Source organism: Leeuwenhoekiella sp. CH_XMU1409-2 (assembly GCF_037029365.1).
In the GTDB taxonomy this organism is placed as follows: domain Bacteria; phylum Bacteroidota; class Bacteroidia; order Flavobacteriales; family Flavobacteriaceae; genus Leeuwenhoekiella; species Leeuwenhoekiella blandensis.
Genome location: NZ_JAYMEI010000004.1, coordinates 286,456 through 309,261, shown reverse-complemented (window position 1 = coordinate 309,261; position 22,806 = coordinate 286,456). Strand labels below are relative to the sequence as shown.

The following is a 22,806-nucleotide window of genomic DNA, read 5'->3' as shown; positions in this document are numbered from 1 at the left end:
CTATGGCAGAACATTCAAGCTCATTAACTCATTTAGCGCTCCAGAAATTCAAACGAAATTTCTGGGGCGTTTTGAGTTTTATATATATTGTACTCTGTGGTCTCGTAGCGCTCTTTGCGTACCTCATTGCCCCGGATGATTCTCGAAATGCCAATCAAATGCATTTGGCAATTCATTCTAAAAAGCCGGGATTTACGGTAAAAATGCTTACGGTTCCCGGTCCGGAACAAAGTGATCAAAGTACGTGGAGTTCATTTTTTACCGGGGAAGTTAACACCGATACCGAAATCCCCATTTTGGATTTCAAATTACTCAAAGATGAGGTTGAGTATACGCCCTATTCTGAAGATGAAGAACTTCAGCTTACTAAAGCCATTTCGATCAAGGAGTTTCCTAAGTTTTCTAATCCTTCTAAAAGTACATTTGAAGAACTTTATGTAAACGAAAGAACATTCCTGCTAGGAACTGACAAATACGGAAGAGACTTGCTGAGCAGAATACTTATAGGTACGCGTATTTCATTTAGTATTGGTTTTGTGGCGGTATTGATCTCTTTATTGATTGGCGTGTTTTTGGGTGCTGTTGCCGGATATTACGGCGGTAAAGTAGATACGTTTATTATGTGGGTGATCAATGTGACGTGGTCGATCCCAACACTGTTGCTGGTGATTGCAATTACTTTGGCTTTAGGAAAGGGGTTCTGGCAGGTTTTTATTGCCGTCGGACTCACAATGTGGGTTGAGGTTGCGCGTGTCGTGAGAGGGCAGGTTTTGAGTGTTAAAGAGGCGCAGTATGTGACTGCAGCAAGAGCTTTAGGTTACGGGAATATGCGTATTCTTTTTCGACATATTATTCCAAATATATTGGCACCTGTGATTGTGATTAGCGCTGCCAATTTTGCCAGTGCAATTCTAATCGAAAGCGGGCTGAGCTTTTTAGGAATAGGTGCACAACCACCTATTCCTAGCTGGGGAGCGATGATCAAAGATCATTATTCTTATATCATTTTAGGAAAAGCCTACCTGGCGATAATTCCCGGGTTAGCGATTATGAGTCTGGTGATGGCGTTTATGCTTATGGGAAATGCATTACGTGATGCGCTGGATGTAAAAGGAGTACAATAAACTATGCGAAGAAAATATACCTATCCACTTTTGATGATGGTGGCTATCACGTTGATTTATTTAACGAATGATTATTTAGATCAAAAGGAAAAGGAAGCTCAGGTTTCAGCAGGAGCTGAAGTTAAGTCCACTTCATTGAGTTTTCTACTTCCTGAAGCATCACCGGAGACGCTCGTGCATCATCAATATTTCAGTCTTGCCTATAACGAAGAAGCAGAGCAGGCGTCGTGGGTCGCTTATACGTTAGACTATTCACAGTTAACCAGTAGTAAAGCCTTGAGTCGGCCTTATTTTATGGTAGACGATGCAGTAAAAACGGGAGCAGCAGATTGGCGAAATTATAAGAATAGCGGCTATGATCGGGGACATTTGTGTCCCGCCGCAGATCGAAGCTTCAGTACGCAGGCGTATAATGAAACCTTTTTAACGAGTAATATTAGTCCGCAGTTGAATGCGTTCAATGCTGGTGTGTGGAACCGTCTAGAGCATCAGGTACGAGAATGGGCCTCGATCTATACTAAAGTTACTGTGGTAACAGGAGGCGTTTTTGAAAACAACTTAGGGAAAATAGGAGAGGAAGAGGTAGTCGTGCCCGGAGCATTTTATAAATTAATCCTTCGGAAAAATGAACTGGGGTATTCCTGCTTGGCATTTTTGATTCCGCATAGCGAAAGTGATGCACCGCTTCAGCAATTTGTAGTAGCTGTTGATCAGGTAGAGCAAGTTACCGGTATTGATTTCTTTCCGCAGTTAGAAGATTCAATAGAGCAGAAAATTGAAGCTGAAAAACCGCTAGCTAATTGGGTGTTTTAATTACCACTCATTTACACGATTGCTATCGAGCTTAATAAAAATAAACAGCAAAATCGTAAAGCCCCAAAGTCCCGAGCCACCATAACTGAAGAAGGGAAGTGGAATACCTACCGTGGGAAAAACTCCGGTAACCATACCGATGTTAACCAAAAAGTGGATGAATAAAATACCCGCAATGCTGTAACCGTAAATACGACTGAATTGATTCTTTTGCCGCTCAGAAAGAATAATAATGCGGAGCATAAGTGCTACAAATAAAAAGATGACAAGCGTACTTCCTAAAAAGCCCCATTCTTCTCCTACGGTGCTAAAAATATAGTCTGTGTGTTGCTCGGGTACAAAGTTTCCTTTGGTCTGAGTTCCTTTTAAAAAGCCTTTTCCTGTGAGTCCGCCATTGCCAATTGCGATTTCTGATTGATAGGTATTGTAGCCAATACTTTTCATATCAACATCTTTACCCAAAACAACATTAAATCGATCACGATGGCGCTGCTCAAAGACATTTTGAAAGATATAGTTGACTGAAAAAACAAACAGAATCGCGACAACCGGAAGCATATAAAAGTAGCGTTTCCCGAATCGCTTTTTGCGATTTTTAATAAGCAGAATAAGTGCGATCAATACGATCGCTGCAATAATATATAACGGTCCAAATGCGAGGGTTAAGACAAAAAGTGCAATGGTGATCGAGCCGATGATTAAATAAATACCGGAAAGTCCTTCGCGATATAGCGGAAAGAAAAAAGCCGCATAAACAAGGGCGCTTCCTGGGTCAGGCTGTGGAACAATACAAATTGCCGGAAGTGCAATGATTATAAAAGCTCTAAACTGATGGGTGAACGATTTTACATCGGTTTGTATGTCGCTGAGGTATTTGGCTAAAGCAAGTGCTGTAGCGGCTTTTGCAAACTCACTAGGCTGTAAGCCGAAGCTTCCAAAAGAATACCAACTTGTTGCGCCGCTTATGTTTTTTCCGAAGACAAAAAGCCCCAAAAGTGATAAAATGGAAACCACATAAATGAGGCTGGCAAAGCGCTCGAAGAATTTAGCCTCCAGCGATAGTATGAAAATGATGAGCAGCAAACTCAAGCCGATGAAAAGCAATTGCTTGGTGTATAAATTGCTCAAATCAAAAAAATCTGCAACACCGGAAGGATCTATAGATGCAGAATAAATATTCACCCACCCAATGCCTACAAGCGCCATATAGATCAAGATCAACAGCCAGTCAAAATTACCGCGTGCATTGCGTGAGGTGCTTCGCATTAGCTTTTAAGCTTTTCTTCGATTTGACCACTTATTTTTTTACCATCATTAATTGGGAATGGCTTGCCACTTAATGGTTTTGCATATTCCTCTTCGAGGCTATGTGAAAGAATCCAGTCTTCAAGATCTGTACGGGTAATTTCGCCTTTAATGTGTTTTTCAATCATTAAGCTGGCAATTTTACCTCCGTATCTTCCGCCCCAATAACCGTTTTCGACAAAGACTGCAATGGCGATCTTGGGATTGTCTTTTGGAGCAAAAGCCACAAAAATAGAGTGATCTGTTAATTGTTGACGTTTACCGTCTATTTTGGTGTAGTTTTCAGCAGTTCCTGTTTTTCCGCAGATCTCAATTCCCGGTATTTGAACGCCGGCAGCGGTACCGTAATTATAAGCGCCAAACATTCCTTCAACCACCGGTTCAAAGTTAGCCGGGTCTATAGTCGTCTTGTTTTTAGTTCGATATTTCTCCGGAATCGCATCTGTTTCTCCTTCAATACCCTTCACGATATGCGGTGTGTAAAACCAGCCTCTATTCGCGATGGTAGCCGTAACATTGGCTAATTGAATCGGAGTCAAGATGATTTCGCCTTGTCCTATCGAGTTGGAAATGGTTGCAGTACTAAACCATTTGTATTTTGGGTACTGATAAGCTCTATTGTAATAGTCGCTATCAGGTATATGGCCAGGTTTGCCGGTAGGCAAGTCGGTGCCCATATATTGTCCAAGTCCAAAACTAGCCAGGTGATCGTGCCAAGTATCCATTCCTTCTTGAGGAGTGTCATATTTTTCAATGACGCGGCGATAAACGTTAGCAAAATAAGCATTGCAAGAGTTTGCAATCCCGGGAACCATACTCAACGGACTGGGGTGACTATGGCAACCCAGCTTACGTCCTCTAGAGCCGTAGTAATAGCCCATATGACATGAAAAACTTTCTTCCTCATCAACAACACCTTCTTGTAAAGCGATAAGAGCATTAAGAGTTTTGAACGGTGATCCCGGTGGATATTGTGCTTGCAAACCACGATCAAAAAGTGGCTTTGAAATCGAATCGTAATAGAGCTCGGTAAAGTTGCGTGAACGCTCACGACCAACTAAGAGCGAAGGGTCAAAATTCGGCGCGCTTACTAAAGCGAGAATTTCTCCGGTGGAAGGTTCGAGAGCGACAATTCCACCGCGTTTATTAACCATGAGTTCTTCCCCGTATTTCTGAAGTTCTGCATCAATGGTAAGCGTAAGATCTTTTCCCGGTGTGGGAAGCGTATCTAAAGTTCCATTTTTGTAGGCGCCAATATCACGGTTAAAACGATCTTTTTGAATGTATTTTACACCTTTGACTCCACGTAAAACTTCTTCATACTGTCGTTCTACACCGGTACGTCCCTTTAAATCTCCAGATTGATAATAAGGATTATCTTCAATGTCAGCACGGTTAACTTCAGCGATATATCCCAAAAAGTTAGCGCCATAATCTACCTGATAGTCACGTAGCGAACGTTTTTGAATATAAAAGCCTTCGTATTTACGCATTTTTTCCTGTAAGTATGCATATTCAGATTTTGTAAGCTGCGGGATAACAATCGAAGGCAATCGTGGAGAATATACTCTTGCCTTATTCAGTCTTTTGACCAGGGCCTCTTTAGTCATCTTTAGCAGACTGCAAAATTCTGTGGTGTCAAAGGGCTTGACCTCGCGCGGAATGACCATTACGTCATACGACGGTTGGTTGCTTACCAGAAGTTCGCCATTGCGATCATAAATATGACCGCGCTGTGGGTAATCGTAAATCCTCTTAATGGCGTTGTTTGCAGACAAGCCTGCGTAGGAAGTATCTAGAATTTGGAGATAGAACAGGCGTCCCGTAAATAAAATACCGGAAATTAAAACAATAGAAAAAAGCAAAATTTTTCTCATCTACGTTTTACGCTAAAAAGGGTTATAAAAATTAAACAGAGAAGCACAGTAAAGACTCCACTAAACAACGTCTTTTTAAGTATATAGATTATGTCTGAAAAGTTAAAACTTTCGAGTAAAAATAATAGTAAATGATGCGTGAAAACCAGAATGGTGATAAAAAGCAAACGCTGCCCAAAACCAGCTTTAACTACCTTCACAGCATTATATTCATAAGCCAGGCCAAAAATCGACTGCAGAATCCAAGGGCGTATGTAGGCGATGGTAACGCAGCTTGCGGCGTGCATCCCACCGCTGTTGCAAAACATATCTACTGTAAGACCAAGCAAAAAACTGGTAAAGAGAAGTAGAGCTCTGTTGTCACCAATAGGAAACAATACGATAAACAACACGTAGGGGTATGGGTTGATGTATCCCAGAAAGTTGATGTTGTTGAAAATGGCAATTTGAATAAGTACTAAAAAAACAAATCGCAGGATGTTATGTGTGATGCTATTGTTCATCTGCTGTTTGTTGCTCTAGCGTTTGTATTTCTTCTCGGTCAAGGTTTTCAATAACATACACATAACCAATATTTGTCATATCATTAAAAAGCTCTACTTTGATGCTGTAAAAATTTTCACTGGGATCAAGCTCAAAAGACTTGATCGTGCCAATGCCAATACCTTCTGGGAAAATGGTAGACTTTCCGCCGGTGACTATGGTATCGCCCTTTTGTACAGGTGCTTTTGATTGTACATCAATAAGGTCTACTATGTTCGGGTCACCACCACGCCATACTAAAATCCCAAAATGATTACTTTTTTTAAGTTTTGCGTTTATTTGAGAATTGCTGTTAAGAATACTTATAACCGTAGCATAGTTTGTGGAAGTACGGTCTACAATCCCCACGATTCCTTTGCTGGTTATAACCCCAAGATCTTGCTTTAGACCGTCTTTGCTTCCGGCGCGTAAGGTGAGAAAGTTGTCTTTAAAGGTGTAATTGTTGTTGATGGTTTTTGCAGTGATAAACCGAAAGCGTTTATGAAACGTAGCCGTATCAATTTTCTGCGAAATGCTATCGCGAGTGTTTAATAGTTTGGTGCGTAACCTGTTGTTTTCTTCAACCAGCTGCGCATTGTGTACTTTTAAATCGAAATATGCTGTGATGTTATCTAGACCACTATAAATTCCTCCGCTTAAAAAGTTAGCGGAATTGACAAACTTACTGCGATGATACGAGTGCGACTGAATCGTAAAAACCAGTGAAATAAACAGCAAAAGCACATAGAGCAGAAAGTTTCTGTACTTTATGAAAAAATTGACGATTTGCTGCATGAATCACGATGCTATTATTTGATGAGTACGCTTTTGAACTTATTAAGGTTTTTAAGCGTGATCCCTGTACCACGCACTACAGCGCGCAATGGATCTTCAGCAATATACACCGGCAAGTCAGTTTTTTGAGATAAACGCTTGTCCAGACCACGTAGCATACTACCACCACCGGCAAGATAAATCCCGGTATTGTAAATGTCGGCAGCAAGTTCTGGTGGCGTTTGAGAAAGCGTTTCCATCACTGCATCTTCAATACGTAAAATGGACTTATCTAAAGCTTTAGCGATCTCTCTGAAAGAGATTTGAACCTGTTTCGGTTTACCGGTAAGCAAATCACGTCCTTGAACGCTCATATCCTCTGGTGGAACCTCTAAATCTTCGGTAGCGGCTCCTATTTGAATCTTTATCTTTTCCGCACTGCGCTCTCCAACATACAAGTTGTGTTGCGTGCGCATATAATAAATGATATCATTGGTAAAGACATCACCTGCGATTTTAACCGATTTATCACATACAATTCCTCCTAAAGCGATTACAGCGATTTCTGTGGTACCACCACCTATGTCGACGATCATATTTCCTTTAGGCTGCATGATGTCTACTCCGATACCAATTGCAGCGGCCATGGGTTCGTGAATAAGGTAAACCTCTTTACCGTTAACACGCTCGGCACTTTCTTTTACCGCACGCATTTCTACCTCTGTAATTCCTGACGGAATACACACCACCATTCTTAGCGCGGGAGCAAACATACGTTTCTTAAGCGCCGGGATTTCTTTGATGAACATACTCATCATTTGTTCACTAGCGTCAAAATCTGCAATTACCCCATCTTTAAGCGGACGTATGGTTTTGATGTTTTCGTGTGTTTTTCCCTGCATCATTGCAGCATCTTTACCGGCAGCAATGATTTTATTGCTCATACGGTCACGGGCAACAATAGACGGACTGTCAACCACAACTTTGTCATTGTGAATAATAAGTGTGTTTGCGGTACCAAGATCTATCGCTATTTCTTCGGTAAGAAAATCAAAAAAGCCCATATGCGCTGCTGGAGATTAGGGTGAGTATGCTAAAAGGTTAAATATTAAATCTAGTTAAAAAATATGACTTTTTAATGTTTAAAATGTCTGGTACCGGTCATTACCATTGCCAGATCATTTTCATTACAATAATCGATGCTCAGCTGATCTTTGATAGAACCACCCGGCTGAATTACCGCAGTAATCCCGGCTTTGTCTGCGAGCTCAACACAATCCGGAAATGGGAAAAATGCGTCACTTGCCATCACAGCACCTTTAAGGTCAAAGCCAAAAGAAACCGCTTTGTCCACAGCTTGACGTAAAGCATCAACACGTGAGGTTTGACCGGTTCCGCTGGCGCAAAGTTGCTTACCTTTTGCAAATACAATCGTATTTGATTTGGTGTGTTTACAAATCTTAGAAGCAAAGATTAAATCACTTAACTCTTCTTCTGTAGGTTTATTGTTTGTAACGGTAGAAAGATCTTCAAGGCTATCGGTTTTGGCATCCTTATCCTGAACCAAAATACCGTTCAAGCAACTGCGTACCTGATCATTAGGAAGCGCTATTGGCTTTTGAATTAAAAGCACACGATTTTTCTTTCCTTTTAAAATTTCAAGTGCTTCTTCAGAATAGCTTGGAGCAATAACTACCTCACAAAATAATTTGTGAATCTCTTCAGCAGTAGCTTTATCAATTTCTTTATTTGCGATCAAAATTCCACCGAAAGCAGAAACAGGATCTCCCGCTAAAGCATCTACATAGGCTTGATGTAAGGTGTCGCGTTGCGCAAGACCGCAAGCATTATTATGTTTTAAGATCGCAAAAGTGGGGGCTTCATTTTGAAATTCTGCCATCAAATTAACTGCAGCATCTACGTCAAGCAGGTTGTTATACGATAATTCTTTACCGTGAAGTTGATCAAACATCGCATCAAAATCACCAAAGAAAGTTCCTTTTTGATGTGGATTTTCTCCGTAGCGTAAAGACTTTCCTTGTGTGTAGCTGGCTTTGTAAACAACTTCTTCTTCATTGAAGTAGTTGAAAATAGCAGTGTCATAATGTGATGAAACATTGAATGCTTTTGCAGCAAAACGCTTACGATCTGCTAGCGTGGTCGTTCCTTCATTAGCGCTGATGAGTTCTAGAACTTCTTCATAATCATCAACCGAAGAAACGCAAAGCGTATCCTTAAAGTTCTTAGCAGCGGCACGAATCAATGAAATTCCACCGATATCAATCTTTTCAACAATATCTTGTTCTGAAGCTCCTGAAGCAACTGTTTTTTCAAAAGGATACAAGTCAACGATCACAATGTCAAGTTGCGGGATATCATATTCTTTCATTTCTGCAACGTCACTCTCATTGTCTTGACGGTTCAAAATTCCACCAAAAACTTTTGGATGAAGTGTTTTTACTCTTCCTCCTAGAATCGAAGGATAGGAAGTTACATCTTCAACGGGTACCACCGGCACCCCTAGATCTTTGATAAATTTCTCGGTGCCTCCCGTAGAATAAAGGGTTATACCTAGTTCGTCAAACTTTTTAATTAGTGGCTCTAGGCCTTCTTTACTAAAAACAGAAATCAGCGCGGCTTTTGCCTTAATGGGAGTACTCATGAAGAAATATTTAATTTGGGTGCAAAAGTATGAATTTGTGTACTAAAATTGGTTGCTAATTTTCGTAATTTCTTAGTATAATTTTGTAACACATTCTAGGCTTTTGCGTCATACTTGTATTCAAATTAAAACGCCTTTATGCTCATCTATCTTAGGGTATTAAAAGAAAGTCTTGCTTTTGCAATTAATGCGTTGCGCAATAACAAGTTGCGTACCTTGTTGTCATTGCTGGGCGTTACCATTGGTATTTTTTCAATTATCGGTGTTCTGGCCGCTGTAGATTCACTTAAACAAGAGATTAAGGGAAGCTTATCTTCATTAGATAACAATACGATCATTTTGATGCGCTTTTCATTTGGTCCTACCGATATTCCTCAGTGGAAACGGGAGCAGTTTCCAGATGTGACCTATGAGGAATATCAATACATCAAGCGGAATGTGCCGGATGTGGAGGCGGCGTCGTTCAGTTTGAATGTAGGCGCAGAATCTATAAAATATGATGATAAACTGGTGACAGGAGTGAATATCGCTCCGGTGACCGACGGTTATTATAATATTGAAGCACTAAAATTGGCTGAAGGAAGATTTTTTAATGAATCAGAATCCAACAGTGGTTCTAATGTTTTGGTTTTAGGAAGTGAAATTGCAGACGGACTTTTTGGTAGTTTTGATCCTATAGGCAAGCAGGTGCGTTTACTTGGACAACGCTTTACTGTGATTGGGGTGTTGGAAAAGGAGGGAAGCAGTTTTATTGGTCCGTCAAAAGATGGAGTTGCAGTGCTTCCGGTTAATGTGGTGCGCCGTATTTATGGAAGTAACAACAAATCGGCTTTTCCGCAAATTACGATCAAGCCAAAAGATGGTGTTGATATCGCAGAGTTTAATGCTATTTTAGAACAGCGTTTACGTCAATTAAGAGGCTTGCGTCCTGAGGAAACCAATACTTTCTTTATTAATCAATTGTCAGGTCTTACCGATTTTATAGATAATATTACAGGAACTATGTCAACCATCGGCGGTTTTATTGGTCTGTTTTCTTTGCTCGTGGGAGGCTTTGGTATTGCAAATATTATGTTTGTGAGCGTGAAAGAACGCACCAATTTAATAGGGATTCAAAAAGCGCTTGGAGCTAAAAACCGCTTTATTTTACTTCAGTTTTTATTTGAATCGGTTATTCTGGCTACCATTGGTGGATTGATAGGTCTCACGCTCGTGTGGATCATTGCACAGGTAATGTCACAATTTACAGGGGATTTTGAGTTTGTGCTTTCAGCAACCAACGTTATTTTTGGTCTTAGCAGCTCTATAATAATCGGGCTAATCGCCGGTATCGTTCCTGCATTTATGGCTTCACGACTTGATCCTGTAGAAGCGATACGAACCGGAATGTAAGCGCTATAGGTCTAAAAACACTTTGTAGCTGAAAAGCGCTTCGTTAACCACTTCGATAGTAGTATCACCAAAAGAGATGTTTTCTATTAGGGTGTTGGGGCAGCAAACGTTTGTTGCAGTGTCAGGTTCTGAATAAAAACTTACCTCAAAAAGCAATTCTTCATTCGTAGAAATTTGATACGTAATTTGTGAAGGTCCGTCAACGTAGCTGGCTAGAGGAATATTGAGTATATCCTGGTAAAGCATCAATGGCACTTCATCGCTAGTCTCAATAATTGTGATGGTCAGCTCTTCTTCGGTTAGAGTTCCATTCTCAAAAAGATTTTCTCCGCTTGAGGCTGAGATGAGTTCTAGATTTAAATCATTAATTGCGCAATCCACCAAGCTGCAGTCGGGTAGATTTTGGTCATCATTGTTGTTGCAGCTGAGCACTGAAAGGCTTAGGGCCAGTAAAATAAAAAATCTCATAATAGGTTGTTTATTGGCGCCACCAAAGGCTTAGTACTACTGAGTTTGTCTTGAAATTATACATTTGTTTCTAACAAATGTCTCGAGGACTCGCCCTGAGGTAGTCTACTATGAGATGTGTATTTTTAAAAAAGGTTGCGTAAAACTAGTCTAAGATTTGAGCAACTTGCTCATTTACCCATTCTAAAAAGCGCTCGTCTGCCTCGGTAAAAGGATCTGGAGTGTTAGAGTCGATGTCGATCTGACCAATATTCTCACCATTAATAAAAAGCGGAACCACAATTTCAGCCTTTACAGTAATACTACACGCAATGTAGTTGTCTTGCGCAGCAACATCAGGAACAACAAAGTTTTGATTAGAAACCGCTACTTGACCACAAATTCCTTTGCCAAAAGGGATGATGGTGTGGTCTGTTGGAGCGCCTGCATACGAACTCAATTTCAATTCGTTTTTATCTCCATTTTTAAAGTAAAAACCAACCCAGTCATAGTATGCTACATTGTCTTTAAGTAAAGAACATACTTCTTCTAAGCGGTGCTCAACCGAAAGCGCACTGCTTTCTAAAATTTTTGATACTTGAGGTTTTAGGGTTTCAAGAGCCATTTTTCTCGTATTTTAGGGCGGTCTAAACCGTTGTAAAATTGATTCAGTTAATTCGCAAATATAAGTCGGTAATCTTATTTATCCTTACATTTTTAGGAGTGTATGTGGTGCTGAGCATGATTTATGGTTTTTACTTGCGTACAGCGGCTTCAGAAACATATTATCCCGAGTATATAACGCACCAGGTGGCTGTTCAGAGTGAATGGTTGGTTAACTTTTTAGGATATGACGCTTCAATAGCGCCTCATCCCGATGAAGCGTCTATGAAGCTGAATGTAGAAAACGTGTTTGTCGCTCGCATCGTTGAAGGTTGTAATGCGATTAGCGTCATCATTTTGTTTATAGCTTTTGTGGTTGCCTTTTTTCAGGGCTGGCGCGCTACTTTGTTTTTTGTGCTTGGCGGAAGTCTTTTGATTTATTTGATCAATATTGTTCGTATCGCCATTTTAAGTATAGGTTTCTATAAATATCCAGAGCATAAAATGATCTTGCATGATATCGTCTTTCCCGGAATTATTTATGGTTTAGTGATCGTTCTTTGGTTGCTTTGGGTTCGAAATTTTAAAAAGCAACGGCTTTGAAAAAGATCCTATCTGCAATCCTTGTTTTGATTTTAATCCTCGGTTTGGTGAGTGTGCGCTATTGGGAAGCTGCATTGTTTTACGATCCGTTGTTGTTGTTTTTTGAAGGAGCATATTTAAACGCTACACATTTGCCAAAGCTTGATTTCTTCAGTTTACTGCTGAATATTTCTTTGCGTTATTGGCTCAATTCGGCATTGTCTATCCTCACGTTAGTTCTGTTTTTTCCCAGAAAAGGAATCTTTAAGATCAGCTTACTTTTATACGTTGCGCTATTCGTATTGCTTATCATCGCGTTTAGTGTGATCGTGATGACATACGATCAACACCTTAGTATGTTGCTGTTTTATGTACGGCGTTTTTTGATTCAGCCTATATTTTTACTGGTTTTGGTGCCTGCTTTTTACTATAACAATGTTTTGAGCAAAGCTTAGGTTGTATATTTACCCTGTAATTTGTCAAATTGATTTAAAATGAAAAAAATAGTTTTAAGCGCTCTAGTGTTGACCTTCTTGGCTTGTGGTGAGCAAAAATCAAAACAAGAAACGGTAACGGTCAATCAGGAAGCTACAGAGCAAACTAAAGCAGAATACCCTTCAGCAGCACGTGAAGCTGAATTTGAGAATGCTGAAATCGCTCAAATTTACGATGACTACAATTTACTGAAAACAGCGCTGGTGAATACCAATTCACAAAAAGCACAAGCTGCTGCCAAGACCTTACAAGAATCGATACAGGCTAGCGAATTAGAGCTTGGTTTTACCGAAGCGGTACAGAAGATCTCAAGTGAAGAAGATGTAAATGTTCAACGTGAATACTTTGAAGCGGTGACGGCCGGAGTAAAGGCTTTAGTTGAAGAGCATATAACATCAGGAACCTTATATTATCAATATTGTCCAATGGCCTTTGAAGGTAAAGGTGCCTATTGGATTTCTAATGAAAAAGAGGTTTTTAACCCGTATTTTGGTGATGTTATGCTACACTGTGGAACCGTAGATGCTGAAATAAACTAAGCAAAAAAAAGTAGAGTTATAAAAAAATCCCTTCAGAATACTCTGAAGGGATTTTTTGCTTTATAAGGTTTGCCTGTTCGGCTTGTACTTACATCATACCTGGCATACCGCCGCCCATTCCTCCTGGCATTGCAGCACCGCCGCCGCCATTCTCTTCAGGAATATCGGTCAATGCACATTCGGTAGTTAAGATCATTCCAGAAACTGATGCTGCATTTTCTAATGCTACACGCGTTACTTTCTTAGGATCAATGATACCTTCAGCAAGCATATTTACATAACGATCTGTTTTAGCGTCGTAACCATAATCTTCATCGCCTTCAATTACTTTGGCAATAACTACAGATCCTTCACCACCAGCGTTAGCAACAATAGTACGTAATGGAGATTCAATTGCTTTTGCTACAATTTTTACACCGGTAGCTTCATCAGCATTTAGAGATTCTAAGCTTTCTAAAACGCGCTTAGCACGTACTAAAGCTACACCACCACCAGCAACGATACCTTCTTCTACAGCTGCACGCGTTGCGTGAAGTGCATCGTCTACGCGGTCTTTCTTCTCTTTCATTTCAACCTCAGAAGCAGCACCAACATAAAGTACAGCTACACCACCTGCTAATTTAGCAAGACGCTCTTGAAGTTTTTCTTTATCATAGTCGCTGGTTGTAGTTTCGATTTGCGCTTTGATTTGATTTACACGCGCTTTGATATCGTCACTGCTACCAGAACCATTTACGATTGTAGTGTTGTCTTTATCGATAGTTACATTCTCTGCAGTACCTAACATATCGATAGTTGCGTTATCTAATGAGAAGCCACGTTCTTCGCTGATTACAGTACCGCCAGTTAAGATCGCAATATCTTCTAGCATCGCTTTACGACGATCGCCAAAACCAGGAGCTTTTACCGCTGCGATTTTAAGCGCGCCTCTTAGTTTGTTTACTACTAAAGTAGCTAGTGCTTCACCGTCTACATCTTCTGCGATGATCAATAAAGGCTTACCAGATTGAGCAACAGGCTCAAGTACCGGAAGCAAATCTTTCATTGAAGAAATTTTCTTGTCGAATAACAAGATATATGGATTCTCCAATTCTGTTTGCATTTTCTCGCTATCTGTAACGAAGTATGGAGATAAATATCCACGGTCAAACTGCATACCTTCAACTACATCAACGTACGTTTCGGTACCTTTTGCCTCTTCTACAGTGATCACACCTTCCTTACCAACTTTACCAAATGCTTCAGCGATAAGTTCACCAATTACATCGTCGTTGTTTGCTGAGATCGCTGCAACTTGTTTGATTTTTTCTGAAGAGCTTCCTACTTCTTTCGTTTGCTTTTCAAGATCTTTTGTGATCGCTTCAACTGCTTTGTCAATCCCACGTTTTAAATCCATTGGGTTTGCGCCTGCAGCAACGTTTTTAAGACCTTCCTGTACAATTGCCTGAGCAAGTACAGTTGCAGTGGTAGTACCGTCACCGGCAAGATCATTAGTTTTAGAAGCAACTTCTTTTACCATTTGTGCTCCCATGTTTTCAAGAGCATCTTGCAATTCGATCTCTTTTGCTACCGAAACACCATCTTTAGTTACTTGTGGTCCACCAAAAGATTTGCTGATGATCACATTACGACCCTTAGGTCCTAGCGTTACTTTTACTGCGTTTGCGAGTGCGTCTACACCGCGCTTGATGCCATCTCTTGCAGAGATGTCAAAGGTTATATCTTTTGCCATTTTTTGAGTTTTTTGAATTTTCGCGGCTGCGAAAAATACGATGTTGTTATTTAATTTAAATAGAAGATTTAAGGCTTAGATTATTGCAAGGATATCATCCTCACGCATAATTAAGTAATCTGTACCCTCAAGTTTTAATTCTGTTCCTGCGTATTTACCATAAAGAACAGTGTCGCCCACTTTTACGGTCATATCGTGGTCTTTTTTACCGCTTCCTACAGCCACAACTTTACCTTGTTGAGGTTTTTCTTTTGCTGTGTCAGGAATATAAAGTCCTGAAGCTGTCTTGGTTTCGGCTGCCATTGGCTCTACCAAAACACGATCTGAAAGAGGTTTAATGTTTACTCCCATTTTAATATAAATTTTTAGTTAACAATTTTCTTAGTTGTGCTGCTGTATAGTCAGAAATTATGCCATCAAAATTTCACTGACAAAACGGCAAAAAAAAGACCGCTATATTGCGGTCTTTTTAAATTGTATATGTCTAAACTGTCATTTAGTTTGTAGTGCTGTCTGCAGCCGGAGCCATATCAGCCGGTGCTGCATCTTGAACAGGCATAATGTTTTCTACATCTTCACCGTCAATCAATTTAGATTCGGTGTTTGCAGAGCGTCCACCAAAAATAGTCACATTAGAGATTAAAATGAGGATCAATAATGCAGTAGCTAAGCCCCAAGTACTTTTGTCTAAGAAATCGCCGGTCTTTTTAACACCACCAATTTGCTGAGAACCGCCTCCTCCAAAAGAAGAAGAAAGACCACCACCTTTTGGGTTTTGAACCATAATTACAACAATAAGTAAGAAGGCTACAATTACGATTAAAACTAAAAATATAAAAAACATAGTTTTGACTTTATAATATGCGGTTTGAAGCTATGGCTTTTGCCGCTAAGTTGTTTATTTATTTTCTTGCAATTTTTCTATTGCCCGAATTTGGTCTGCAAAGAAACCACTTTTTTCCGGATATTTCAAACTTAAAATTCTATAAGCTTGTTTGGCTTTTGAAAAGTTTTTTTGCTCTACATAAACACGAGCCAAAGTCTCCGTCATTAGGCTATCACTGGGTTGAAAGCGATCTTCTAAATTGGGCTTTTTGAAATTGCTGTCAGGAGTGCTCACTTTTATCTTAGGATTACTCTCAATAAATTTATCGATGAGCTCTAATCTGCGAGCGCGTTCGGGATCCTGATCTACCTCAATAGAAGGGATCGTAGTTTCTAATTCTAGAGGCGTTTCAGAAGCTGTTTCTTCAATTATAGTATTTTCTGAAGACGCCTCGGTTTTATCAGAAGCAGAAGCTGAAATTGTTTCTTTCACTTCTTTTGAACGATCGATTTTATTAAAAGCCGTTAGCTTGAGCCATTCGCTAAAGGAATGCGTTTCCGCTTTATTGAAATCTAGCGGTTTGCCTAGTTGGAGCTGTTCTTCAGGTTGTGTTTCTTCAGATGCTTCTTTGCGAACGAAAAACTCCGGGTCTAAAACGCGATTGGCCTTTTGTAATTCTTCGGCTTCCATTTCAGAAGAAACATCTACAAACTCGTGCACCGGCATATTGTGCAAGTGATCTTCCTGAGCTTTTATCTGGGCGCTTATCGCGGTCTGATTGAAAATTTCAGAAGTGATAAAATCAAAAAGGACGGTGCGATCTTGAGTGTGTGCTGCTGTTTTTTTGAGATAAGTGTTGTACAGAAAACTATCTTCATTCTTTAAGCCTTTGAGATGCAAAGCGCGCGCAGCCTGAAAAAACGGAAACTCCTCAACAACAGTTTTGAGTTGCGTTGTTTCCTCTGAAGTTACTTTGTCAGGGTGTTCTAAAAGATATGTGAGCGTTTCTGTATTCATGTCCTCGATATGCGAGAATTAAGTGTACTCTTAAGATTACCAGTTTGCCAGTGATTCTTGAAAAATATCTTGCGTGATACGTTCAAATATTTCTTCAATAGCTCCGTCAAGTACTGCGCCTACCGGTTGTGCGGTACCGGGAATATCTACAAAAAACGAAAAGCGTTTCTCAAAATCCTGACTTCCGTCCTCGACAGATTTATTGGTGAATCTACAAAGAATTACAATGGTCAATCGGGTTTGCGCTGCGACATTGTCTGAAGTTGCCGTTTGTGGGGCAAAATAGTAATCAATGATCTCACCTTCATAAATAAGATCTGCGCTCTCTGCTGTAGTCGCCAGGTTTAAGCTGGTCTGGTTTTGTACAAGATCTGAAAGTGCAAAAGAGAAATCACGATCGATACCCGGCTCTACTATAGGAGCGTTGTTTTGAAAATAACGCACATAATAGGTTTCGGCATTTCCGATGTCTGCACCGGTAAAGGAATACCTAAACCCGCAACTGTTAAAGCATAGCAGGCTTAAAAAAAGAAATGCGACTTGTAGTTTTTTCATAAAAGTAGAACTTCGTTATGGTGCTATAACGCGCGAGGTTGCGAATTCGTTTATAGATCGTATTGTTTGATTTTGCGATACAGCGTACGCTCGCTGATCCCGAGTTCTTTTGCCGCAGCTTTGCGTTTGCCGTTATGGCGCTCCAAAGATTTTTCGATCAATTCGAGTTCTTTTTCTTGAAGCGAAAGGGTTTCTTCTTCCTCTACATCTTCAGCGAAATGATACTTATCTTTCATTGGCGCGCTTACAACTGACTCTTCGGGTAGCTGAAGCACTTCGGTAATATCTTCGGCGCTTTCGTAGGCATCGGTGTCGTCCTCGCTATAAATTTTTTTGATCAAGGATTTGTTCTCCTCTTGAACGGTGGCGTTGTTTCCATTCTCCATCAATTCAAGCGTAAGCTTTTTAAGATCGTTTAAATCGCTTTTCATATCAAAAAGCACTTTGTAAAGAATCTCACGCTCGCTGCTAAAATCGCTTTCACTCTTTTTGTTTTGTCCTACAACAGCAGGAAGATTAGCCCCTGTATCAGGTAAATAAGCTCTTAATTTTTCTGCAGAAATACTTCTGTTTTGTTCTAATACCGAAATTTGCTCGGCAACATTACGTAGCTGTCTAATATTTCCTGACCAGCGATACTTCAGTAAATTTTGAACAGCATCTTCTTCTAACCGAATCGTTGGCATCTTGTATTTTGTAGCAAAATCTGAAGCGAATTTTCTAAATAGAAGATGAATATCGTTTTTACGATCGCGCAACGGAGGCAGGTTAATTTCTACTGTGCTCAATCTATAATAAAGGTCTTCTCTAAAACGCTCGTTTTTTATTGCTTCAAACATCTTTACGTTGGTGGCCGCAACGATGCGTACATCTGTCTTTTGGGTTTTAGACGAACCTACTTTTAGAAACTCGCCGTTTTCTAAAACGCGTAATAGGCGTACTTGTGTAGGTAAAGGCAATTCGCCTACTTCGTCTAAAAAGATGGTTCCGCCGTCTGCTTCTTCAAAATAACCGCTACGCGTAGATGTTGCGCCGGTAAAAGCACCTTTCTCGTGACCAAAAAGTTCACTATCAATCGTTCCTTCAGGAATCGCACCACAGTTTACGGCTATATATTTATTGTGCTTGCGGTGAGATAACGAGTGAATAATGCGCGGAATACTTTCTTTTCCTACACCGCTTTCACCGGTTACTAAAACCGAAATATCGGTAGGAGCAACTTGAATTGCTTTTTCAATCGATCTGTTGAGTTTTGGGTCATCTCCAATAATCCCAAAACGCTGTTTAATTGCGTGAACTGATTCCATTTAAAATCGATTAATTATTTTCTGAATATCCAACAGCTTTGCCTAAAAGTGTGGTGCTGGTGCAATCTAAAATTTCAACATTTACAAAATCACCAACTTTATAGTGTTCTTTTGGGAACACCACTACGGTGTTTTGAGAATTACGGCCAGCCCATTCTGCGTCACTCTTTTTTGAGGCTTTCTCGATAAGCACTTCGACGGTCTTGCCTACTTGTTTTTGGGTGTTATATAAAGAGTGCTCTTGTTGCAACGCGATCACTTCAGCAAGACGGCGTTTTTTTACATCTAATGGAATGTCGTCTTCAAGTTTACGTGCGGCTAAAGTTCCCGGGCGTTCACTATATGCAAACATAAAACCGAAGTCATATTTTACATATTCCATCAAACTTAAGGTGTCTTGATGATCTTCTTCAGTTTCTGTAGGGAAACCGGTGATCATATCTTGAGAAATAGCACAATCTGGCATAATCTCACGAATGTTGTCGATAAGCTCAAAATATTCTTGACGGGTATGCAGGCGGTTCATTTCCTTTAAAATACGATCGCTACCACTTTGAACCGGTAGGTGAATGTATTTACAGATATTAGGATATTTTGCCATAGTTCTAATCACATCAAGCGTCATATCTTGAGGGTTAGAAGTAGAGAAACGTATGCGCATTTTGGGTTGAGCTTCTGCAACAAGACTTAATAAGCCGGCAAAATTCACTGCTGTGGCTTTTGCCATATCGCTGGCTTTTTCAAAATCTTTTTTAAGACCACCGCCGTACCAAAGGTAACTGTCAACATTTTGCCCAAGAAGCGTAACTTCTTTAAAGCCTTTTGCTGCAAGATCATTCACTTCTTCAACAATACTCTGAGGATCTCTACTGCGTTCGCGACCGCGTGTAAAAGGAACTACGCAAAACGTACACATATTATCACAACCTCTGGTGATGCTCACAAAGGCGGTCACCCCGTTGCTTTGGAGGCGTACCGGTGCGATATCTCCATACGTCTCTTCTTTAGAAAGAATAACATTTATCGCATCGCGACCTTCTTCAACTTCGCCTAGTAGATTAGGTAAATCTTTATAAGCGTCTGGTCCTACAACCAGGTCAACGATTTTTTCTTCCTCTAAGAATTTGCTTTTTAAACGCTCAGCCATACAGCCTAAGACACCAACTTTCATCGTTGGGTTGTCCTTTTTTACGGCGTTGTATTTTTCTAAGCGTTTGCGCACCGTTTGCTCGGCTTTATCTCGAATCGAACAGGTGTTAACCAGAACCAAATCTGCATCTTCAAGTTGCTGCGTGGTGTTGTAGCCTTCCTTAGCCAAAATAGAAGCGACGATCTCACTGTCGCTAAAATTCATTTGGCAACCGTAACTTTCAATAAATAATTTTTTGCTGTTAGCGGCTTGAGGTTCTAGAACCAGTGCTTCACCTTGTTTGTTTTCGTCAATGATCTTCTCCATAATACGTACTGCTACCTAAAAATAGTGGGCAAAGATACGATTAACAAAAGTTGTGACAAAGTGTCATTTGGTTGAAATTGAAAAAAGAAAAATTACAATTTTGAGGTGTTTATCGGTGTGGTATGCGCTGCCTTATTTATAGGTATACGTGTGATTTCAATACCGAATAATAAAATTTCTACTACTTTTGCCAATCTAAAGTCAGAAAAAATGTAGACTTGTGCAGTCTTTATCGTTTTAATGACAAATTTTTGAAAAGAGCATTATGGCAAAAAATCTGGTAATTGTTGAGTCACCTGCAAAGGCAAAAACTATAGAAAAGTTTCTTGGTAAGGAATTTAAGGTAGAAAGTAGTTTTGGTCATATTGCAGATTTGCCAACAAAAGAACTCGGAGTTGATGTAGATGGTGATTTTTCGCCAAAGTATACGGTAAATAAGGATAAGAAATCGGTTGTAAAAAAGCTGAAGGATTTAGCAAATAAAGCAGAGACCGTTTGGCTAGCGAGTGATGAGGACCGGGAAGGAGAAGCGATCGCATGGCACCTTGCTGAAGAGTTGAAACTTGATAAAGATAAGACCAAACGTATCGTCTTTTCAGAAATTACCAAAAAAGCCATTCTACGAGCGATCGAAAATCCTCGTGATATAGATTATAACTTGGTCAACGCGCAACAGGCACGTCGTGTTCTGGATCGTTTAGTAGGTTATGAGATTTCTCCGGTTCTTTGGAGAAAAGTAAAAGGCGGACTCAGTGCGGGTAGAGTGCAGTCGGTTTCTGTGCGTCTTATAGTAGAGCGTGAGCGAGAAATTCAAGCCTTCAATACAGAAGATTACTTTAGAGTAGATGCAGAATTTGCAAATGCAGGTGGTAAAACTTTAAAAGCAAAGCTTCCGAAGAATTTAGATACTAAGAAAGAGGCAGAAGATTTTCTTCAGGCAAATTCGGATGCTACGTTTACGGTAGAAGCACTTACCACAAAACCGGCTAAGAAGAATCCGGCACCGCCGTTTACGACTTCAACCTTACAGCAGGAAGCAGCGCGTAAATTATATTTTTCGGTAAGTAAGACCATGAATATGGCGCAACGCTTATATGAAGCGGGGCTTATTACTTATATGAGAACGGATAGTGTAAACCTTTCTCAGGATGCTAAGCAAGGTGCGGCAAATGAGATTGTTTCTGCCTACGGCGAAAAATACCATAAAGAGCGTAATTATAAAGGAAAGAGCAAAGGAGCGCAAGAAGCTCACGAAGCGATACGTCCAACGGATTTTAGTCGTCATACGGTGAATATGGAGCGCGATCAAGCGCGTTTGTATGAATTGATCTGGAAACGAGCAATCGCTTCACAAATGAGTGAAGCTAAATTAGAACGTACTAATGTTCAAATCGCTTCATCAAACCATCCTTCTAATTTCACAGCAAACGGAGAGGTGATCAAGTTTGATGGCTTCTTAAAAGTATATCTTGAAGGGACTGATGATGAAGATCAAGAAGAAAGCGGAATTCTTCCTCCATTAAAAGAAGGTGAAACGCTGAATAATCTTTGGATCACGGCGACAGAACGTTTTACAAGAGCTCCTTACCGTTATACGGAAGCTTCTCTGGTTAAGAAATTAGAAGAGCTAGGTATTGGTAGACCGTCTACCTACGCGCCTACAATTACCACGATTCAGAATAGAAAATATATAGAGAAAGGTAATGTTGAAGGAACTGAGCGTGAGTATGATCTCTTAACGCTTAAAAAAGGTCAGATCAAAGCCAAAAAGCTTACCGAAAAAGTAGGTTCAGATAAAGGGAAGTTGGTTCCTACTGATGTTGGGATGGTTGTAAATGACTTTTTGGTGAATCATTTTGAGAACATTCTTGATTACAATTTTACAGCTAAAGTTGAAGAGAATTTTGACGAGATCGCTGAAGGAAATGAGGAGTGGACAAAAATGATGAAGGACTTTTATAAAGACTTTCATCCTCACGTAAAAGATGTTGCTGAGAATGCCGAACGTGAAGTAGGAGAGCGTGTTTTGGGTACCGATCCTAAAACCGGAAAGCCGGTGAGTGTACGCTTAGGTAAATACGGTGCGATGGTGCAAATAGGTTCTGTTGAAGATGAAGAGAAGCCGCAATTTGCCGGATTGCTTCCAGATCAGCAATTAGAAAGTATCACCTTTGAAGAGGCGATGGATTTGTTTAAGCTTCCTAAAGATTTAGGTGAGTTTGAAGGCGAGCCTGTTCAAGTAAATAACGGGCGTTTTGGTCCTTATGTGAAATTTGGTAAAACCTATGTTTCGCTTCCTAAAGGAAGAGATCCGTTGGAGGTTGAGTATGATGAGGCGGTAAAATATATCAAGGAAAAGCAAAAAGCTGATGCGCCAATTTATCATTACGAAGATAAGCCGGTTCAAAAAGGTGTAGGGCGTTTTGGTCCTTATATAAAATGGAACAGTATGTTTATCAATGTCAATAAAAAGTATGACTTTGATAATTTGTCTGATGAAGATATTGTTCAGCTTATTGAAGATAAAAAGCAGAAAGAAAAAGATAAAGTTATTCACGACTTTAAAGAAGAAGGAATTCGTGTTGAAAAGGCACGTTGGGGGCGCTCTAATATTATAAAAGGTAAGGTGAAGATCGAATTGCCTAAAACTGTTGATGCTCAAAAACTAACACTAGAAGAGGTTAAGGATATTTTAGAAAAGCAAGGGCCAAAACCTAAAAAGAAAGCGACCAAGAAAAAGACTACGCGTAAAAAATCAACAGCTAAAAAGAAGTAATG

General features: G+C 40.1%; 22 protein-coding genes. 7 read left to right on the top strand and 15 right to left on the bottom strand.

Annotated features, from left to right (window positions below; all coding sequences use genetic code 11):
• Window positions 1-2: 2 nt before the first annotated feature.
• Both WA338_RS06610 and WA338_RS06605 read left to right on the top strand, forming a co-directional pair.
• Complete coding sequence (locus tag WA338_RS06610) at window positions 3-1,124, top strand: ABC transporter permease (RefSeq protein ID WP_272984578.1); 1,122 nt, start codon at window positions 3-5, stop codon at window positions 1,122-1,124.
• Window positions 1,125-1,127: 3 nt separating this feature from the next.
• Window positions 1,128-1,937, top strand: coding sequence for a DNA/RNA non-specific endonuclease (locus WA338_RS06605; protein WP_009779080.1), 810 nt, complete (start codon window positions 1,128-1,130; stop codon window positions 1,935-1,937).
• On the opposite strand, the gene rodA is transcribed toward WA338_RS06605, so the two are convergent.
• From rodA to purH, 6 genes are all read right to left on the bottom strand, one after another.
• Window positions 1,938-3,203, bottom strand: coding sequence for a rod shape-determining protein RodA (rodA, locus tag WA338_RS06600; protein WP_009779081.1), 1,266 nt, complete (start codon window positions 3,201-3,203; stop codon window positions 1,938-1,940).
• Window positions 3,203-5,119: a penicillin-binding protein 2 gene (gene mrdA / locus WA338_RS06595; protein WP_009779082.1), complete on the bottom strand. Its 1,917-nt coding sequence runs from the start codon at window positions 5,117-5,119 to the stop codon at window positions 3,203-3,205. Before mrdA ends, rodA begins: the two co-directional genes overlap by 1 nt.
• The gene (locus WA338_RS06590; RefSeq protein ID WP_272984579.1) at window positions 5,116-5,622 is read right to left on the bottom strand and encodes a rod shape-determining protein MreD; all 507 of its coding nucleotides are present in this window, start codon (window positions 5,620-5,622) and stop codon (window positions 5,116-5,118) included. The genes mrdA and WA338_RS06590 overlap by 4 nt, the downstream gene beginning before the upstream one ends.
• The gene (gene mreC / locus WA338_RS06585; RefSeq protein WP_009779084.1) at window positions 5,612-6,436 is read right to left on the bottom strand and encodes a rod shape-determining protein MreC; all 825 of its coding nucleotides are present in this window, start codon (window positions 6,434-6,436) and stop codon (window positions 5,612-5,614) included. Before mreC ends, WA338_RS06590 begins: the two co-directional genes overlap by 11 nt.
• Window positions 6,437-6,450: 14 nt before the next feature.
• Window positions 6,451-7,479, bottom strand: a complete 1,029-nt coding sequence (locus WA338_RS06580) for a rod shape-determining protein (RefSeq protein ID WP_009779085.1) — start codon at window positions 7,477-7,479, stop codon at window positions 6,451-6,453.
• A 71-nt stretch (window positions 7,480-7,550) separates the two neighbouring features.
• The gene (gene purH, locus WA338_RS06575) at window positions 7,551-9,077 is read right to left on the bottom strand and encodes a bifunctional phosphoribosylaminoimidazolecarboxamide formyltransferase/IMP cyclohydrolase (RefSeq protein ID WP_009779086.1); all 1,527 of its coding nucleotides are present in this window, start codon (window positions 9,075-9,077) and stop codon (window positions 7,551-7,553) included.
• 138 nt (window positions 9,078-9,215) lie between these two features.
• On the opposite strand from purH, the gene WA338_RS06570 reads away from it, so the two are divergent.
• Window positions 9,216-10,469 carry an ABC transporter permease gene (locus tag WA338_RS06570; protein ID WP_009779087.1) on the top strand — a complete coding sequence of 418 codons (1,254 nt, stop codon included), beginning with the start codon at window positions 9,216-9,218 and terminating at the stop codon, window positions 10,467-10,469.
• Between the two features lie 3 nt (window positions 10,470-10,472).
• Here WA338_RS06570 and WA338_RS06565 read toward each other — a convergent pair whose 3' ends face one another.
• Together WA338_RS06565 and WA338_RS06560 are read right to left on the bottom strand one after the other, a co-directional pair.
• Window positions 10,473-10,937, bottom strand: coding sequence for a hypothetical protein (locus WA338_RS06565; RefSeq protein WP_009779088.1), 465 nt, complete (start codon window positions 10,935-10,937; stop codon window positions 10,473-10,475).
• Between the two features lie 145 nt (window positions 10,938-11,082).
• On the bottom strand, window positions 11,083-11,541 hold the full coding sequence (locus WA338_RS06560) for a GAF domain-containing protein (protein ID WP_009779089.1): 459 nt from the start codon (window positions 11,539-11,541) through the stop codon (window positions 11,083-11,085).
• A gap of 38 nt (window positions 11,542-11,579) precedes the next feature.
• Between WA338_RS06560 and xrtF the strand changes: the two genes are divergently transcribed.
• The 3 genes from xrtF to WA338_RS06545 are packed head-to-tail and all read left to right on the top strand — an operon-like array spanning window position 11,580 to window position 13,135.
• Window positions 11,580-12,122 carry an exosortase family protein XrtF gene (gene xrtF / locus WA338_RS06555; RefSeq protein ID WP_272984580.1) on the top strand — a complete coding sequence of 181 codons (543 nt, stop codon included), beginning with the start codon at window positions 11,580-11,582 and terminating at the stop codon, window positions 12,120-12,122.
• Entirely contained in the window at window positions 12,119-12,556 is a 438-nt protein-coding gene (locus tag WA338_RS06550; RefSeq protein ID WP_272984581.1) for an exosortase F system-associated membrane protein, read from the top strand. The genes xrtF and WA338_RS06550 overlap by 4 nt, the downstream gene beginning before the upstream one ends.
• 39 nt (window positions 12,557-12,595) lie before the next feature.
• The gene (locus WA338_RS06545) at window positions 12,596-13,135 is read left to right on the top strand and encodes a DUF3347 domain-containing protein (RefSeq protein WP_272984582.1); all 540 of its coding nucleotides are present in this window, start codon (window positions 12,596-12,598) and stop codon (window positions 13,133-13,135) included.
• 88 nt (window positions 13,136-13,223) lie between these two features.
• Here WA338_RS06545 and groL read toward each other — a convergent pair whose 3' ends face one another.
• From groL to miaB, 7 genes are all read right to left on the bottom strand, one after another.
• Window positions 13,224-14,867 carry a chaperonin GroEL gene (gene groL / locus WA338_RS06540; RefSeq protein WP_009779093.1) on the bottom strand — a complete coding sequence of 548 codons (1,644 nt, stop codon included), beginning with the start codon at window positions 14,865-14,867 and terminating at the stop codon, window positions 13,224-13,226.
• Between the two features lie 75 nt (window positions 14,868-14,942).
• The gene (locus WA338_RS06535) at window positions 14,943-15,218 is read right to left on the bottom strand and encodes a co-chaperone GroES (protein WP_167596191.1); all 276 of its coding nucleotides are present in this window, start codon (window positions 15,216-15,218) and stop codon (window positions 14,943-14,945) included.
• A 145-nt stretch (window positions 15,219-15,363) separates the two neighbouring features.
• Window positions 15,364-15,711 carry a preprotein translocase subunit SecG gene (gene secG, locus WA338_RS06530; protein WP_009779095.1) on the bottom strand — a complete coding sequence of 116 codons (348 nt, stop codon included), beginning with the start codon at window positions 15,709-15,711 and terminating at the stop codon, window positions 15,364-15,366.
• 54 nt (window positions 15,712-15,765) lie between these two features.
• A complete protein-coding gene (locus WA338_RS06525) occupies window positions 15,766-16,710 on the bottom strand; it encodes a hypothetical protein (RefSeq protein ID WP_272984583.1) in 945 nt (314 codons plus the stop codon).
• A gap of 36 nt (window positions 16,711-16,746) precedes the next feature.
• Window positions 16,747-17,265 carry an LPS assembly lipoprotein LptE gene (gene lptE / locus WA338_RS06520; RefSeq protein ID WP_272984584.1) on the bottom strand — a complete coding sequence of 173 codons (519 nt, stop codon included), beginning with the start codon at window positions 17,263-17,265 and terminating at the stop codon, window positions 16,747-16,749.
• Between the two features lie 50 nt (window positions 17,266-17,315).
• The gene (locus tag WA338_RS06515) at window positions 17,316-18,572 is read right to left on the bottom strand and encodes a sigma-54 interaction domain-containing protein (protein WP_009779098.1); all 1,257 of its coding nucleotides are present in this window, start codon (window positions 18,570-18,572) and stop codon (window positions 17,316-17,318) included.
• A 10-nt stretch (window positions 18,573-18,582) separates the two neighbouring features.
• Complete coding sequence (gene miaB, locus WA338_RS06510; RefSeq protein WP_009779099.1) at window positions 18,583-20,028, bottom strand: tRNA (N6-isopentenyl adenosine(37)-C2)-methylthiotransferase MiaB; 1,446 nt, start codon at window positions 20,026-20,028, stop codon at window positions 18,583-18,585.
• Window positions 20,029-20,293: 265 nt separating this feature from the next.
• Between miaB and topA the strand changes: the two genes are divergently transcribed.
• Window positions 20,294-22,804 (top strand): type I DNA topoisomerase, encoded by a 2,511-nt coding sequence (gene topA, locus WA338_RS06505; RefSeq protein WP_273005250.1) that lies wholly within the window; start codon window positions 20,294-20,296, stop codon window positions 22,802-22,804.
• Window positions 22,805-22,806: the final 2 nt, after the last annotated feature.

Bases quoted from the DNA above. Each gene is read 5' to 3' on its own strand.
- WA338_RS06610 (WP_272984578.1), top strand. From the start codon at position 3: ATGGCAGAACATTCAAGCTCATTAACTCATTTAGCGCTCCAGAAATTC.
- WA338_RS06605 (WP_009779080.1), top strand. From the start codon at position 1,128: ATGCGAAGAAAATATACCTATCCACTTTTGATGATGGTGGCTATCACG.
- rodA (WP_009779081.1), bottom strand. From the start codon at position 3,203: ATGCGAAGCACCTCACGCAATGCACGCGGTAATTTTGACTGGCTGTTG.
- mrdA (WP_009779082.1), bottom strand. From the start codon at position 5,119: ATGAGAAAAATTTTGCTTTTTTCTATTGTTTTAATTTCCGGTATTTTA.
- WA338_RS06590 (WP_272984579.1), bottom strand. From the start codon at position 5,622: ATGAACAATAGCATCACACATAACATCCTGCGATTTGTTTTTTTAGTA.
- mreC (WP_009779084.1), bottom strand. From the start codon at position 6,436: ATGCAGCAAATCGTCAATTTTTTCATAAAGTACAGAAACTTTCTGCTC.
- WA338_RS06580 (WP_009779085.1), bottom strand. From the start codon at position 7,479: ATGGGCTTTTTTGATTTTCTTACCGAAGAAATAGCGATAGATCTTGGT.
- purH (WP_009779086.1), bottom strand. From the start codon at position 9,077: ATGAGTACTCCCATTAAGGCAAAAGCCGCGCTGATTTCTGTTTTTAGT.
- WA338_RS06570 (WP_009779087.1), top strand. From the start codon at position 9,216: ATGCTCATCTATCTTAGGGTATTAAAAGAAAGTCTTGCTTTTGCAATT.
- WA338_RS06565 (WP_009779088.1), bottom strand. From the start codon at position 10,937: ATGAGATTTTTTATTTTACTGGCCCTAAGCCTTTCAGTGCTCAGCTGC.
- WA338_RS06560 (WP_009779089.1), bottom strand. From the start codon at position 11,541: ATGGCTCTTGAAACCCTAAAACCTCAAGTATCAAAAATTTTAGAAAGC.
- WA338_RS06545 (WP_272984582.1), top strand. From the start codon at position 12,596: ATGAAAAAAATAGTTTTAAGCGCTCTAGTGTTGACCTTCTTGGCTTGT.
- groL (WP_009779093.1), bottom strand. From the start codon at position 14,867: ATGGCAAAAGATATAACCTTTGACATCTCTGCAAGAGATGGCATCAAG.
- WA338_RS06535 (WP_167596191.1), bottom strand. From the start codon at position 15,218: ATGGGAGTAAACATTAAACCTCTTTCAGATCGTGTTTTGGTAGAGCCA.
- secG (WP_009779095.1), bottom strand. From the start codon at position 15,711: ATGTTTTTTATATTTTTAGTTTTAATCGTAATTGTAGCCTTCTTACTT.
- WA338_RS06525 (WP_272984583.1), bottom strand. From the start codon at position 16,710: ATGAATACAGAAACGCTCACATATCTTTTAGAACACCCTGACAAAGTA.
- lptE (WP_272984584.1), bottom strand. From the start codon at position 17,265: ATGAAAAAACTACAAGTCGCATTTCTTTTTTTAAGCCTGCTATGCTTT.
- WA338_RS06515 (WP_009779098.1), bottom strand. From the start codon at position 18,572: ATGGAATCAGTTCACGCAATTAAACAGCGTTTTGGGATTATTGGAGAT.
- miaB (WP_009779099.1), bottom strand. From the start codon at position 20,028: ATGGAGAAGATCATTGACGAAAACAAACAAGGTGAAGCACTGGTTCTA.
- topA (WP_273005250.1), top strand. From the start codon at position 20,294: ATGGCAAAAAATCTGGTAATTGTTGAGTCACCTGCAAAGGCAAAAACT.